15 protein-coding genes and 2 pseudogenes are annotated in these 14007 nt (G+C 34.4%); 12 read left to right on the plus strand and 5 right to left on the minus strand.

Annotated features, from left to right (window positions below; genetic code table 11):
* Nucleotides 1–18 precede the first annotated feature (18 nt).
* Both V6670_RS10465 and V6670_RS10470 read left to right on the plus strand, forming a co-directional pair.
* Nucleotides 19–274: pseudogene (locus tag V6670_RS10465) on the plus strand (response regulator); the annotation flags it as partial.
* Nucleotides 275–327: 53 nt separating this feature from the next.
* Nucleotides 328–459, plus strand: a complete 132-nt coding sequence (locus V6670_RS10470; protein ID WP_338654075.1) for a hypothetical protein — start codon at nt 328–330, stop codon at nt 457–459.
* A gap of 190 nt (nt 460–649) precedes the next feature.
* Here the strand turns inward: V6670_RS10470 and V6670_RS10475 are convergent, their stop codons facing one another.
* Entirely contained in the window at nt 650–1072 is a 423-nt protein-coding gene (locus tag V6670_RS10475) for a hypothetical protein (protein WP_338654078.1), read from the minus strand.
* Nucleotides 1073–1321: 249 nt separating this feature from the next.
* Here V6670_RS10475 and V6670_RS10480 point away from each other — a divergent pair, with 249 nt between their 5' ends.
* The 3 genes from V6670_RS10480 (at nt 1322) to V6670_RS10490 (ending at nt 2925) form a co-directional block, all read left to right on the plus strand.
* Entirely contained in the window at nt 1322–1594 is a 273-nt protein-coding gene (locus tag V6670_RS10480) for a hypothetical protein (RefSeq protein ID WP_141903284.1), read from the plus strand.
* Nucleotides 1595–1724: 130 nt separating this feature from the next.
* The gene (locus V6670_RS10485) at nt 1725–2066 is read left to right on the plus strand and encodes a hypothetical protein (protein ID WP_141903285.1); all 342 of its coding nucleotides are present in this window, start codon (nt 1725–1727) and stop codon (nt 2064–2066) included.
* A 250-nt stretch (nt 2067–2316) separates the two neighbouring features.
* A complete protein-coding gene (locus V6670_RS10490; protein WP_141903286.1) occupies nt 2317–2925 on the plus strand; it encodes a YpjP family protein in 609 nt (202 codons plus the stop codon).
* 638 nt (nt 2926–3563) lie between these two features.
* Here the strand turns inward: V6670_RS10490 and V6670_RS10495 are convergent.
* Together V6670_RS10495 and V6670_RS10500 are read right to left on the minus strand one after the other, a co-directional pair.
* Nucleotides 3564–4553 (minus strand): alpha/beta hydrolase, encoded by a 990-nt coding sequence (locus V6670_RS10495; protein ID WP_338654083.1) that lies wholly within the window; start codon nt 4551–4553, stop codon nt 3564–3566.
* A 189-nt stretch (nt 4554–4742) separates the two neighbouring features.
* On the minus strand, nt 4743–4982 hold the full coding sequence (locus V6670_RS10500) for a hypothetical protein (RefSeq protein ID WP_338654085.1): 240 nt from the start codon (nt 4980–4982) through the stop codon (nt 4743–4745).
* Between the two features lie 42 nt (nt 4983–5024).
* Here V6670_RS10500 and V6670_RS10505 point away from each other — a divergent pair.
* Nucleotides 5025–5687, plus strand: a pseudogene (locus V6670_RS10505) (DUF2785 domain-containing protein); the annotation flags it as partial.
* Between the two features lie 732 nt (nt 5688–6419).
* On the opposite strand, the gene V6670_RS10510 reads toward V6670_RS10505, so the two are convergent.
* Nucleotides 6420–6566 carry a YrzI family small protein gene (locus V6670_RS10510; protein ID WP_141904488.1) on the minus strand — a complete coding sequence of 49 codons (147 nt, stop codon included), beginning with the start codon at nt 6564–6566 and terminating at the stop codon, nt 6420–6422.
* Between the two features lie 667 nt (nt 6567–7233).
* Nucleotides 7234–7632 carry a hypothetical protein gene (locus V6670_RS10515; RefSeq protein WP_338654088.1) on the minus strand — a complete coding sequence of 133 codons (399 nt, stop codon included), beginning with the start codon at nt 7630–7632 and terminating at the stop codon, nt 7234–7236.
* Nucleotides 7633–8313: 681 nt separating this feature from the next.
* On the opposite strand from V6670_RS10515, the gene V6670_RS10520 reads away from it, so the two are divergent.
* From V6670_RS10520 to V6670_RS10545, 6 genes are all read left to right on the plus strand, one after another.
* The gene (locus V6670_RS10520; protein WP_338654091.1) at nt 8314–9207 is read left to right on the plus strand and encodes a TetR/AcrR family transcriptional regulator; all 894 of its coding nucleotides are present in this window, start codon (nt 8314–8316) and stop codon (nt 9205–9207) included.
* 171 nt (nt 9208–9378) lie between these two features.
* Nucleotides 9379–9672 (plus strand): hypothetical protein, encoded by a 294-nt coding sequence (locus tag V6670_RS10525; protein ID WP_338654094.1) that lies wholly within the window; start codon nt 9379–9381, stop codon nt 9670–9672.
* Between the two features lie 75 nt (nt 9673–9747).
* Entirely contained in the window at nt 9748–10194 is a 447-nt protein-coding gene (locus V6670_RS10530; RefSeq protein ID WP_338654096.1) for an HTH domain-containing protein, read from the plus strand.
* 323 nt (nt 10195–10517) lie between these two features.
* Entirely contained in the window at nt 10518–11834 is a 1317-nt protein-coding gene (locus V6670_RS10535; protein ID WP_141904486.1) for a spore germination protein, read from the plus strand.
* Nucleotides 11831–12922 (plus strand): GerAB/ArcD/ProY family transporter, encoded by a 1092-nt coding sequence (locus V6670_RS10540; protein WP_338654098.1) that lies wholly within the window; start codon nt 11831–11833, stop codon nt 12920–12922. Before V6670_RS10535 ends, V6670_RS10540 begins: the two co-directional genes overlap by 4 nt.
* A complete protein-coding gene (locus V6670_RS10545; RefSeq protein WP_338654100.1) occupies nt 12900–13958 on the plus strand; it encodes a Ger(x)C family spore germination protein in 1059 nt (352 codons plus the stop codon). The genes V6670_RS10540 and V6670_RS10545 overlap by 23 nt, the downstream gene beginning before the upstream one ends.
* Nucleotides 13959–14007: the final 49 nt, after the last annotated feature.

The following is a 14007-nucleotide window of genomic DNA, read 5'->3' on the forward strand; positions in this document are numbered from 1 at the left end:
AACTAGGGGGAGATCTTAATGAACTACAAGATTCTTGTAATAGAAGATGATTTAGAAATTCAAGAATTAATTAAGCAGTTTTTGAAGACACAAAATTATACTTTAGCGGTGGCGTCAGATGGAGGGAATAAAGAAATTAAATACTCAACCCTTTGATTTAATTCCTCTTGATGTGATGATGCCAAATCTAAATGGATTTGAAGTAGCCAAAATGATTCGTAGTCAATCTAATATACCCATTATTTTCCTAACGGCATTAGAAGAAGAACAAGACCATTTGATGTATTATTGGCTTTAAAGAAAAAGGAAGATAAAGGTATTTTGATCATGGATGAATCATCAAATATAGAAGATTGTATTTTCTATGTGAATCCTTATTATGAGCAAAATAGAAGTAAGAAAGCTGAGGAGTTACAACAAACTTTTTCACTTTTTTTTATGAAGTCTTTAAATCAATAACGCCCCGAGCATCAGCTGAACCAAGTCCGGCTAATGCCAGGAGTGTGTTTTTTGTGAAACGATAAACCGTCCCCGACGTATATAGGGTAGGACAGGCAGCAAATTATCTCATTGAGTTGGCTATTTTCACCATACCGTCAATTGTAATTTTTTCTGCACTTTCTTTGTCCATTGTAAATGTATATTGGAATTAATTCTTCTCGATAACAAACATAGTGAAATTTCTTCTACTGAAGTAAAAAGCTTCACTTCCATCTGCCAAACTTACCGTTTTAGCATCTTTAGGTAGCGTCATTTTATACTCATTAGATGCAATATCTATTTTATAATGCGTAAAACCTGATTTCTCATCTAAGTAATCTATTTCTAATTTGGGGATTGACAAATTACTAAACCTACCAAAGTTGTGTGTGAAAGCAATTGAAGGAAGGCGAGTTGGTAATGCAATTTTTTTATTAAAAAATTCCTCACTTTCTTTCACTGCCGTATTTACTTCTGTATAGCTATCTTCACTTTCTAAATAAATTTCCTCTAAATCATTTATAACTTCTGCTTTTACATCTATCATTCCTATACATAATGAAAATAGAAGTAACACAAATATTTTTTTCATTTTAATCATCCTTGTAGTTATATTTATTTATATTATTGACATTTTTTAAAGGGTTTATTAATATTGTGTCGAACTCAAAAATATAAGGTGAAAAAATAAAAAATTATCTCAATTACACACAGATGGGAATAATATGAAATTCGTTTACAAGTTTGTAGCAATGTCCTTACTAGGGTTAAAAAAGCTGATGCCTATTTTTATTGCAGTCCCAACGAAACTAGGTGTGCAAGCACATTTTTAAACTATGGTATGGATAAAGAAGTATCTTCTAAGACCGTGTATTTTAGTAAAGGGGAAACAATTCAATATGAATGGCAAAATGTCTCTCCTGGTATACAACACATTGCCTTTGCTGTTTATAATGGTACTACAAAAATTACTCCATTTGTCTATGCTCCAGCTAATGGAAATGAGAGTGAGACTTATCCAGCGCCACATTCAGGTTACTATTTCCTTTATGCGCTTTGTCAGGGTGGGGGAGATAATCAATGTGAAGGCGGAGGAAGAATTAGTCCTTTTTAAAACAAAATTTTGAAATTGATAAATAATATAGACAAAAGGAGTAACAATTTGCTACTCCTTTTTATAATATAATGGAAATGAATTATTCATTCTTTTAAAAGATCAACAAATAGAGCCTGAAGACATTGAAATGGATATTGTAAACGCTAGTTTTACTTTAAGTGCAGCACAATCAACAATTTTAGCTATGAGTATATTTTTAGCGTTAAATAAATCTCAAAATGGGAGTAAATTAAGTTTAATAGGTATCGATGATCCATTCCAAAACTTAGATGATATTAATGCGTGCTCTTTCATTGATGTTATGTCTAATTTAATGGTAGTAGAGAATAGACAAATTCTTATTAGTACGCATGATTCAGATTTCGCTAAGTTAACAGTGACTAGCCCCAACTTTGTGCATTATTTTGCGTCAATATGCATTGTAAAGAAAAATGAAAACCCTCAAAAGCTGCAAATAACAGGCTTTTGAGGGCTTTGTAGGGTACATATTACAAAATATAAAAATTAGTCCGTGAAGCATAAAGATGATAAGTAACCTAACATTAATAAAAGACCAATACCCATTACGATGCTCATGATTTGTACCTCCTTTAAAAAACCGACACATTATTCATAAATATTGTACAATGAATTATAGAAATATGAAACCTTTTAATGGCGAGAACGTATATAATAATAGGAGAATTACCAATTTGTACATAAAGAGTAGGTGACAAAAAATGAAAACGTGGGTTAAAAAAAGTATAGTTATCATGGTTGCGTTTTTAACATTTGGTTTAATAACGCCTACACATGAAATTTGGGAAGCATTTGATCACAATCCTTCGAACCGTGCATCCATCGGCCCTGAACCGAGGACAAGCACTGCTGTTGCTGCTGAGCATGATGATTATCAAGACGAACAGATACAAATTCAAGAAGAAGAGATCGATTATAATGCCTTACTCCTAGATGCAGCAAGAGAGCAATCGTACATAAAATTTGGCACAAAAGTCGGTCCGAAAATTAGCAATGAATTCGACAGCATCATCTTCCCCAAAATGGAGGAAGCAATTGCGATGACAGTGGCTAATCTTGGTGATCAAAGCGCTGCATCATTAACAATCTCTGAAAAGCCAAGTGGTCATTATGGTGAAAAAATTTTCAATGTCATTAACAATGAAAACGGAGCAGATGTAATCCGTTTCCATGTGCGTACAGAAAAAAGACCACAGGAAGGCTACTACTATAACTTCCACTATCACAGTGCCGAGGACGAATTCATGGTACACCACAACCTTGGCGATATCTATTGGGAAAAAAACACACCACCTAAATGGTTGTCATAAAAGATGTGAAACACTCGTTTACAATGCGAGTGTTTTTTTATTTGGAAACATTGATATATCAACGTTTGTAGTAAATGTTTTTGTCATAGTCTTTTAAAGATATATATAGTGGGGGAGGTAGTGAAATATATGTACCCCAAAATCATCATTTTTTGATTTCCTTAAATTTTTTAAATGAATCTAAAGTGATGATTTCATCGTTAAAATAATGGCTTTTGAAATCCATTAATGCGGGCGATAAGCGAGATTTGTTCAACATGATATGCTTCATGCGTATACACATGATTAAACAGCCAATTTAGTGTAGGTACTGAAGGTGGTATCCATCCATCTGAAAATTTAGGAATTTCGACTATAATAGTTGAAATAGGGAAAAACCAACAACTCTCCTAATATGAATGATTCCAAAGATTAATGCTAATGAACACTCTGAGAAAATGGTTTCATCAAATCAAAAAAAACAGACCCTGTAGAAATGGTTACAGGGCCAAAAACGGCACAGTATGGAACTTACCTAAGGCAAGCGGGTAGTGTAGGTGATTCGATTATGCAGGAGGCTAATAGACCGTGTATAGATAACGTAATTGAGAGATCAACTAGTTACAAATAAACTTTCATTTTTAAAATTATCTACTGTCTTACTTTACTTCTTCGATAAATGCTCTGAAGTTTTCAGCGATTTCTTTTGATTTGGTATGGTGTAAATAATGTGTTCCTTGAAATGTCATCATTTTTCCATGTACAGAATCCTTTATTTGTTCTTCATGTAGTGTTGACCATCCTTCAATCGCTGCACTATTCGGTTGTAAAAAGAAAATAACAGGCAGTTTTTTTGGGAATGTTAAATTTTCAGCTGCTTTAAAATTAGGAGATCTATTTTCTATTTCATTCACAATAGTTGGATTTCTAAAGTTTTTGTAAGAAAGAATTCTCATTTGTTCTTTTGTTGCATCATCAACTGGTAGTGCAGCATATGGGTCAGCACTTAGTTTCATTATCAATCTGCCTAGACCTGATTCTTTGAGTAGTGTAATTACAGAATTAGGTATCGGAGATTCAACAACCTTATCACCATATTGCCTTGGAACACTGCTATCGATCCCGGCAAATGCACTCACTTCGTTTTCATATTTATTCACATAATCTAGTGCGTAAATGCCCGAAATGGAGTGACCCATTAGAATATAGCGGTCAATTTTAAGAATCTGTAAGGCTTCGTGGATTTCACTTACAATATTTTCTGTGCTCCGTTCTTTTTCGGTTATATCACTTAATCCATAACCGAAAGGCTCAATCACTACAACTTTGTAAAATGGCGATAACTCTTCTACTAACGGCTTAAAATCCAGTGCTGGTGTTCCTGTCCCCAAACCTGGTAGTAGCACGACTGTTTCTGTGCCTTGTCCCTGAATCAAAACATTCATATTTTTCCCATCTACTGTTACATACTGACCATAAGGTTTTATTTTTCCAGCTTCTAATTTACTACTGATCTTATCAATGACAAAAACAATGGCTATAAAAACGACAATTATTATAACTAATGCTGCTAAAATTTTAAGTAAAATGATCAACATTTTTTTCATCTTATTAGCTGTTTTTTTGCCTGTTGTTGTGTTCAAGTCCATTTTTTCACCTCTCGTATTTTCATTCTATCGTTTTGGCTACCTTTAAGAGCCCTAAGGAAAGCCTAAACGACGAAGATGTACTCACAGTGACGACAATATGAACGGAGTATGAACAAGTGAAAGAAATTGTGTAGTACTAGGAGAATAAGAGTGCAGTGATATAAATAGAAGATGAAAAAGGAAATAGACTTAATCGTCTATTTCCTCCTGCAAGGCCCGCCAGTTCATTTTATATTTCGCTTTAGGGATACCATGATACTGCTCATAACGACATATCCTACAGGAACAGTGAACCTTTCCTTTACTTAATGTTCCGTGTACAGGCAGGGACTCATCTTCCATTTGAAAGACAGTTTTTAAAATCGTTAACTTTTTTTGGATGATTCGCTTTCGTTGATGGCGAGTGTAAGATTTGGAACGGTTTTTCATGTACATCAGCTCCCTTGAGAAACCCGAGCTTGCAAGAAGCGTCAAGATAGGTTCAGTGAAGAGGAGTTGCGTAGTCTCTTAACTGTTCTGACGGATGAGAACCATTTGTTCTATAATATTGGCAGCGAGGATGATCAGTCAGTTTTTACAAGGACGTTTTCTGCCTTGCCTATCGCTTTGATTATACAACGCCACAGACAGAATTCATTTTTAAATCAAGAAGAAATTGAGCAATTAATGCAAGCAATGCTCCGTTATTACAATGAGGAGAAGGATTTGCGGGGCTACCTTTCAGTAGGAGGCTGGGCTCACGGCGCATCACACGGTGCAGATGTTTTTGTTGAGTTGGTGCAGTGCGAGGAGAGCAGCGTTGCAATGCTGCGTGAGGTTCTTGTCGCTATTTCTGGCATGCTACATAATGGAATACATATTTTTAGTGATGAGGATGATGAACGGTTGGTCAATATCGTGGATACGATGATTGACAAAGAGTTACTTCCTCATCAAGAAATCGCTGATTGGATTAGCTGCTTAGCGCAATGCTGCAGTTTGCCGAGAAGTCGCAGTCAGGTGATTGCTCGCGTGAACAGCAAAAATTTTTTACGGAGTCTCTATTTCAGAAGGGGACAAGATAGCCGAGGGAATGAGCTTAATACTACGATACTTGGCACTGAGGCAAAATTAAACAGGTTTTCTATCAGTTAAAGGATTAAGGGGTTGTCCCAATCCATGAAATTGGCTGAGGGATTTATTGGTTTATTCCGCCATTAAAGCGTTTTTTAATGGAGGAAATATTATAGAAATGATCAAACTTTTTTATAAAAGAATGATTCCATAAAATTATATAATGAGCATGTTTTGAATCATCTTTATTATAAAGCTAAACCATGTTCATCAATTTTTATGGGGTAACGAGTGGTTGAAGTGCGGTCACATTTATGGATTTTATATATAATTTGGATTTTTTTATTGCATGTCATCAAAAGTAGATCAAATGCTAATTTTTGTTCTAAAAATGTTGCACGAAGATAAATATAAGTTATTCCATTAAAGGGCGCTGTTTTTGCGCTACATGGATGGCTAACGGGGCAGAATAATGGAATGAAGCTAAACATTGCTAAATTCAATTTTAGTATCGAGGATTTACGCTTTTTAGAATTAGAATTTCCCTAACATTGTAATTCCGCATTTTCTTAAATTACATCAAGTTGTATGTTTAAAATAACGCTTAAAAAAGTGCAAAATATCCCCTGAAGCAACCCGTCCTAGATTAGAACGGGTTAGCTTTATTGAGATTATAAAATTAAACAGCTATATTGTCACTTTTTATTACTTCATCTGGTGGTTGTGTCTTTCTCCAGCCATAAAACTGCATGATGTCTTTTGATCTTATAAATCATTTCAATTCCCACCTTTCATGTTTTTTAATTAACAAAATTAATATTGACGAATACGAATATAATTTTCTACTTTTCTTCGGTTCTCTTCAAAGATTTTTTTCACATTTTCATTATGAAGTGCTTGCTCAAGAGAGATCTTACGTTTTGTAATAGTTATCGTGAGAGCAAAAATATTTAATATCATTTATTATCACCTCCTTAAATTCCCATGAAAATGAAAAAAACCGTAGAGAGACTCCCCTATGGTGAAAAAAGGCACAAAAATACCGCAGGGGCACACTTCTCCCCGCGGTATGGGTATGCTTATTTACAAAAAACCTTAAGCGATCCATTTCGATCTGGTCGAATGTGTAATTTTCATTTTTACTGAAGTTGTAACTACCAATGACATCAATTTAACAATAACGATCATTTCATTCGACCTCCTTAAGAATTTTTTATTTACTTTGTAAGTATATTTACCTAGTTTTACTGATTGTGTTAATGACTAGAAAAAATTTTTGCTGCTTTACATTGTTAGTTACCTGATTTTTTCGGAGTAGCAAATAGAAGATATAGAAGACTTAAAGCCAAAAAACATAATTATTATTAAGACAGGGATTTCAGAAATGGTTTAGAATTATTAAATGTAAGGACAATTTAAAGGAAAATCTAAATGAAAACTGAATCTTTATGGAATTTTAATATGCTTGAGAATTTTTGTACTTAAAGTAAGGGGAATTTAGTTGAAAACCAATCTTCCACAAAAAGGTCAACAAGAAAAATCTGGCTAACCTTATATTACGATCGGGCGCAATTGTTCAATAAAACTTACATTTTTAAACGACTTTATTGTTATATGTCGCTTTCTCCTAACTTTCAAAACTACCTAGAACCATAAAATCTACAATAACGCCACTTACTGGATTCTCAGAACCTAATACACTAATTCCTAATACTGTGACACCACTAATATTTGTAATATTAGCAGAGACATATTTTCCAGTACTATTTTTCTCTCTCATTTGTACTCTCGGTCTTGCATTTATCGATGAATTTGTAGAATAGACGCTTGCCACTGCATAGTCAATCGTTGATAATAGCGGATTGCCATTAGCTAATGCATTGTCTGTAAAATAAAACGTAGCTATACCATTTACGTCTGATGTAGCTTGCCCATAAACAATGCGCCTTTCTTTTTTGGGATTCGATTCTCCTGCTTTAAACACATGCAATAATGTTGGTGCTAGTGTAATGAATTCAATACTCATAGCCATACCCCTTGTTATATTTTGGCATTGTTATTAATGTATGATTCGTTACTATACTATGAATTTTTTATTCGTTTATTACTTCTTCACTCTCCTTGATGATTCTTGTTTAGAGAGGAAGTTGAAAGAAATGATTGAGTGAACTACTTTGAACAGAATGTGCATTTAAAAATATTTAGTATTACAGGTGGTGAGCCAATGATGAGTAAAAAATCTGTCTAAAATTAAAAAGCTGTAGCGTTGTTACACGCTACAGCTCAAATCGGTTAATGCTCTTTTTGGTTTAGTCATATGACATTATAACATAATGCAGAGCAAAATGATGTTAAAAGGATAACAGGTAGCTACTACAGATCATTTATGGGTGATAATAGTAGCTATATTCATGCAAAGATAGCCATGTACGGAATCAAGAGGGATGCAAGTGATCAAGTGTTAATTACAGCAGCCTATTTAGTGGTCAAAATTATAAAATAAAGGCATACGAGCAAGAGATTGCAGAGTGCAACAGATGCATCCATGATTCCACTTGTGCAACTCATACTGTTAGTCAGTGCCTTGATTTCTCCAATTGTCTCCTAGTAGCATTCATGTTAGAGCTTATGCTAGATTTTGAGAAATTTTGTTTTATTAGTATAATTGGAATATATTCGTTATTGTGTTTTGAGATGGGAGAAATGTATGAAAGATCGTAAGCAAGTAGTCATCGAAGCAACATTGCAATTATTTACTGAAAAAGGGTATCAGCATACATCGGTTCAAGATATTTTAGATAAAGCCAATATTTCAAAGGGGACATTTTATAACTATTTTTCATCCAAAAATGAATGTCTTTCAGCTGTGCTCGAACAAAATCGTCTAGAAAGAAATGTTTTAAAAGAGGAAATTCTAGTCGGCAAGAAAATAGATGATATAGAAGTTTTAGTTGAACAATTAATTGCTTCCTTAAGGATTAAAGAAAAATATAACTTAATGCCTTTATTTCGAGAAATCTCTTTTTTGCATGATGAAGAGTTGCAAAAAATTCTTGCTGAACACCGTTTTTATGAAATTACATGGCTAAAAAATAGATTTTATAATATTTATGGAGAGGATGGAAAGCCTTATTATTATGAGTGTGCAATCATATTTTTTGGTACGTTCCAGTATATATCCTTTTATTGGAATTTAGCAACTAAGACAACAATCGATATAAAAAAGGTAGTCTACAGATCGATAAAGTATGTAGAAAGTTTTCTTCCAGAAATGATTGAGAGTGGAGAAATATTATTAGAACCAAATGATATGTATTTGCTTGAAATGGATTCAGCGTACAAGCCGATCACAAACGATCAAATTCAAAAGAAACTAGAACTGTTTTATAAAAAAATATCGACGGTTGAGCTTCAGCAAAAATCAGCGGAACTAACGGCGTTGCTTTTGGATGAAATGAATAGAGAAAAGCCGCGCATAAGCGTTTTAGAACTCATTATCCAACCATTTCGTAGTTCTTTTTCTGACACGATTTATAAATATGAAGCGGAAGAAATCGCTAATCTTTTCTGGCTTTATATGAAAAGTCCAAACAAAGCATAATGACCAGACTAGCTTTTTCTCAAAAGTTGGTCTTTTTCGTCTATCCTTGGCCAAATTAATAGGGCGTTGCAATTACTAATTCAGGAAATATTATTTGCATTTTACATTACAGCTTTATGTAGAAAGGTCGTGATGAAAGTAAGGGGATTATGGTTAACCACAATAAAAGTATTGTTAGAATTAATAAGAATTGTTTTGATTTTTCTCATTTTTGGATGCTTGCTGTGGGGAGGCGAAAGGCTTATTTATACTACTTTACGAATAAATGTCGATGGTACTTACGGAGGCTGGCTAGGAGGAATCGCCATATATTTTTTATTGTTTGTCCTCTATCGTAATAAACTACAATTTTCAGGTTTTTATGATGGCCCAAAGCAACAAAAACTACCTAGAAAAATCACTTACATTTTAGTTACTGGCTCTATTTTTCTATTAATACTTCCGCTGTTGCTCTCGATTAAATAGCGTCTTGATTTTATGCATTGCCCCACTTTTATGTGGTATATAATGGATATGACTAAAAGTAAAGGAGTTAGGACGATGCCAGAATTTAAGAATAGGGCAGAAGTATCTTTTGTCACGAATATATCCCCATTTGATTACCTGAAAGAACAACTACAAGAAGTAGCTGAAAAATTTAATTTCAATCATCTTCAGCTTTCCAAAATAGTTGGTTTACCGATAAATGAGCTGGAAAGTTTGCTAAATGGTAAGGGGAATATTATGGCTGACCAGCAGGAAATAATAGAGCATAAATTAGCCAAGTTATGTTTTGGTTTTCAAGGTTTTGATGCAAAAGAAAGAGCAACATTGCTCTTGAATGATCTCATTAAGGATTACATATTTTCAACAGCAAGTATCGCAAAAATAATTCATGTAGAAGAAAAGGAACTCAACGATTTTAGACAAGCACAAGTAATGGATAGAGAGGCAGAATTGAAAATATGTGTGAATGTGATTCTGCTACATTTTGTTTTACATAACTAGTAAGCCCACATCGCCTTTACACGGGAATTGCCAGAAGAGATATAGAAGGATATTATTATCCATTTCATTATGACGAAATGCAAAATGGTGTATTGACAGACAAACTTTGTATACAGATTAGCGGATGATATTAAGGAATTTATAGACCGAATTCTAACCGTTACTCGCGATGACAGCTACTCCTTGAAGAGTGGTTTTTTGTTGTTTCCGACATAATAGTTATAGGCGCTTTCTGTATATTGAATGTAGAAATAAGTTTTTGTATAAAAATATAGTTTAACTCTCAAAATAAAAGAAAATTTGATTGATCGTGGGGTACTCTAATGGAGAATATGATGATGGAACTGAGCTCTAAGTTTGCAGATCATGATGATTTTTTCGTGGAGGAGGAGCTAATAGATCAAACAACCATCTATCTTATGGGATTTAAAACATTGATTGATTTTGCCAAGTCCAATCTATACATTCGGCAAATGGCTGCTTCATCTGCCTCAGTAGGAGAGCTTTTTACAAACCTTAGTGATCAACTTGATATGGATATTGAACAAATTGTCAATGCTGTGTTGGAGGGGAAATTGATCGTCTTATCTCAGGGAGGACGCCAAAATGCGATAGTCGATCCTATTTCCATCAATTTAACAAGAAGTATTGAAGAACCGAAAAATGAAAGCCCTATTCAAGCTTCTATGGATGCATTTGTTGAAGATATTCATGTAAATGTTGGACTTATTCGAAAAAGGCTGAAAACGGCAAGGCTCTCTCATTGTACCTTTCAAGTGGGCGAGCTAGAAAAACGTAATTTGTCCATGTTATATATCAATGGAAGAGCATCAAGTGATCTTATTGAAAAAGTCAATCAGCAGTTAAAAGAAATTGACACGGATATTGAATCCATTGATGATTTGAACAAGCATTTTGGTGTTCGGAGAGGGAGTCCTGTTAGTCATTTTTTCCCGACAGAAGTGCCGATACAAGCCATTCATGCATTAAAAAAGAATAGAATTGTCCTTTTCTTAGATAATTACCCTTTCGCCCTAGTTTTTCCACATCTATTGCCAGACATGTTTAGTATTGCGAATGATCGAAACTTCCCGTATGTGCTATCAGTTATGCTTCGCGTTCTTCGGGTCGTAGGCGCTATACTGACACTCATTCTGCCTGCATTGTATGTCGCGTTAGTATCTGTCAATCCTGAGATATTCAAATTTGATCTTGCATTATTTGTGGCAAAAAGCAGAGAAGGGATTCCTGTTCCTGCTTTGCTTGAAACGATCATCATGGTCGTATTAATTGATTTAATATTGGAAGCGATTGTAAGACTGCCGAAAAGTATTGGACCGACCATTTCAATGGTAGGAGGCGTTATATTAGGCCAAGCAATGGTTGAAGCAAAATTAGTCAGTACCTTATTAGTAATTGTCATTACAGCCATTGTTATTTCAAGCTCGGTCGTAGCAGGTATTCAAAATTCGTTATACATTCGTTTATTAAAATATCCTATTTTAATTTTAGCATCTATTTTCGGCATTCTTGGTATATTTACTGGTTTAGCACTTACTGGCATTTATTTGGCGAGTTTAACTTCATTTAATATTCCGTATACGACATTTCGCTTGAAAAGAGAAGGAGATACTAAGTGACCCATAGGTTTCAAATTGGTATAGTTTTTTTTATTATCCATTTAAGCTTTGGTTTTCTGCTTTACCCTGATCTCATCTATTCGTTGACAGACGCGGGGCATTGGTTAGTCATTTTGTGTCAGGGTGTATTGCAATTAATGTTAATTTCACTCTACATTAAAGGTTTGAATTTTTTTCCTAATCAAGATATTATTGATATTTATTTAAAAATGGGACGGTTGGTTGCATGCATCATCCTGCTACCATTTGTCCTGAATTTAACGGTACTTGTTGCGCTTAATATCCGTACCTATACAGAGGTAATTAATTCCTTATTTTTATTACGAACACCGCATTGGCCAATAGCCTTATTGCTTTATTTTATATCGGCTTATACGGCAACAAAAGGCTTAGGGACAATATTGCGATCTTCCGTATTTATTTTTTTTATGATTACACCTTTCATACTGTTTATCATTGTTTCTTCCATAGTAAATTTTGATTTTCATAATGGATTCCCAATACGAAATTCATCGTTTGAGTTCTTACTAGATATCCATTTTTACTATCTCATTGGATTTTCAGCATTTTTATTTTTAGGATTTATGGTTTCTAAAAAACCATTGGTATTTCGAGATATTTTTATAGCCTGGTTTTCTGTCATCATGGTTTACTTAGCCTTTGTTTATATACCACTTTTTATTTTTGGACAAGAAACAGTTGTTACCATGTCCTTACCCTTTGTAGTAGCGATGGATTCAGTTGATATTCGTTGGCTAGCTTTTAACCGCCAAACGATGTTCTTTGGTATTTCTTCAATTGGCTTTATGTTAATTTTTAATGCTGTGATGCTTTGGATGATTAGTCAAATTATGCAGAAATTATTCAGCAGGCTTCACGTAAAATCAGCATGGTGGATTATGATCTTTTCACTTATTGGATATACTGCAGGATTATTTATTCCGAATCAAGTTTGGACAAATACATTGATTTTGTTGAATAGAGGGGCTCAAGTTTATTTTATGCTTATGATCCCTGTAACGGTATATATCTATGGCGTTGTGATAAAGAGAAAGGTGACGAACAATGAAAGAAAATCATCCTTGTAGCACGCTCATTATATGTATGTTTTTGCTATTACCTTTTCTTGGCGGATGCTGGGATGTGAAAGATATCGATAAAAGATTACTACCTTTGGTTATAGGTATTGCTAAGGAGAATGAGGACTATCATGTGACGCTGCAAATCCCCATTACACAAAAGGAAAATGAAGTATCAAGAATTGTAACAGGCAAAGCTGATACGGTTTTAAAGGTGCTAGGGCAAGTTCGTACAAACTCTGAAGAAGCAGTGGATTACTCCCATATAGAATTAATTGTCATTCAAAGCAACTTGGCTGCCGATCAAGCGGAATTAAGGGAGCTCATAAAATTTTTAATGGATTCAGAGGAAATCCCATCGAGAGCATTGTTAACCATAACTGATGATAAAATCGACAAAGTCCTTTCCAACATTAACGATAAATTAGGGGTGAATGCGACTTCCATTTACAATTACTTTAACAAAGGGGCAGGGTGGGCACCTGAGATAACAAGCATTCATATTTGGGAAGTATACCGAAGTCTATTTTCTTATACAAAAGATATTACAGTTCCAGTTGTTCGTGCTGGGAATGATACAGTGTTAGTCTATGAAGGCTCTATGGTGTTGAAAAATGGTGAATTAATGGCAAGAATTAATTCAGATGAAAGCCAGCTAAGTAAGCTATTTCAAAACGCAAATGCAAAGGGGAAAATCGAAAGCCTTGATTTAGCGAGTATTATGGTAGTCAACAGCTCCATTAAAAATAAAGCCTCCTTGAAGAATAATAAACCCGTTGTGGCAAGTCATTTAAAATTAAAAATCGATATTTTAGAGAGAAAAAAAGATGTGCCAAATGACCAAATCACGAAAGAGCTAACAAAGCTTATGGAAAAACGGTTTTATGATATGTTTGAACAAGCCCAAGCAAATGGGGTGGAGATTTTCGGATTTGGACAACTCTTTCGTAATCAGCTCTCCTATCAAGAACTAAGGAACTGGAGAGAAGGCTTTTATCCTTACTTAAAGGTGGATTTCCAGGTGAATGTGAGTGTAGACTCATAGCTGTCTTGTGGCATAAGGAAGGGCAGAAATGTTGCTTGCACAACATTTC

Origin of the sequence: Lysinibacillus sp. Y5S-8, from assembly GCF_036894365.1 — a bacterium.
In the GTDB taxonomy this organism is placed as follows: domain Bacteria; phylum Bacillota; class Bacilli; order Bacillales_A; family Planococcaceae; genus Lysinibacillus; species Lysinibacillus fusiformis_D.

Excerpts from the sequence above, each read along its gene's own strand:
- V6670_RS10470 (WP_338654075.1), top strand. The coding sequence starts at position 328 with ATGGATGAATCATCAAATATAGAAGATTGTATTTTCTATGTGAATCCT.
- V6670_RS10475 (WP_338654078.1), bottom strand. The coding sequence starts at position 1,072 with ATGAAAAAAATATTTGTGTTACTTCTATTTTCATTATGTATAGGAATG.
- V6670_RS10480 (WP_141903284.1), top strand. The coding sequence starts at position 1,322 with ATGGATAAAGAAGTATCTTCTAAGACCGTGTATTTTAGTAAAGGGGAA.
- V6670_RS10485 (WP_141903285.1), top strand. The coding sequence starts at position 1,725 with ATGGATATTGTAAACGCTAGTTTTACTTTAAGTGCAGCACAATCAACA.
- V6670_RS10490 (WP_141903286.1), top strand. The coding sequence starts at position 2,317 with ATGAAAACGTGGGTTAAAAAAAGTATAGTTATCATGGTTGCGTTTTTA.
- V6670_RS10495 (WP_338654083.1), bottom strand. The coding sequence starts at position 4,553 with ATGGACTTGAACACAACAACAGGCAAAAAAACAGCTAATAAGATGAAA.
- V6670_RS10500 (WP_338654085.1), bottom strand. The coding sequence starts at position 4,982 with ATGAAAAACCGTTCCAAATCTTACACTCGCCATCAACGAAAGCGAATC.
- V6670_RS10510 (WP_141904488.1), bottom strand. The coding sequence starts at position 6,566 with ATGATATTAAATATTTTTGCTCTCACGATAACTATTACAAAACGTAAG.
- V6670_RS10515 (WP_338654088.1), bottom strand. The coding sequence starts at position 7,632 with ATGAGTATTGAATTCATTACACTAGCACCAACATTATTGCATGTGTTT.
- V6670_RS10520 (WP_338654091.1), top strand. The coding sequence starts at position 8,314 with ATGAAAGATCGTAAGCAAGTAGTCATCGAAGCAACATTGCAATTATTT.
- V6670_RS10530 (WP_338654096.1), top strand. The coding sequence starts at position 9,748 with ATGCCAGAATTTAAGAATAGGGCAGAAGTATCTTTTGTCACGAATATA.
- V6670_RS10535 (WP_141904486.1), top strand. The coding sequence starts at position 10,518 with ATGGAGAATATGATGATGGAACTGAGCTCTAAGTTTGCAGATCATGAT.
- V6670_RS10545 (WP_338654100.1), top strand. The coding sequence starts at position 12,900 with ATGAAAGAAAATCATCCTTGTAGCACGCTCATTATATGTATGTTTTTG.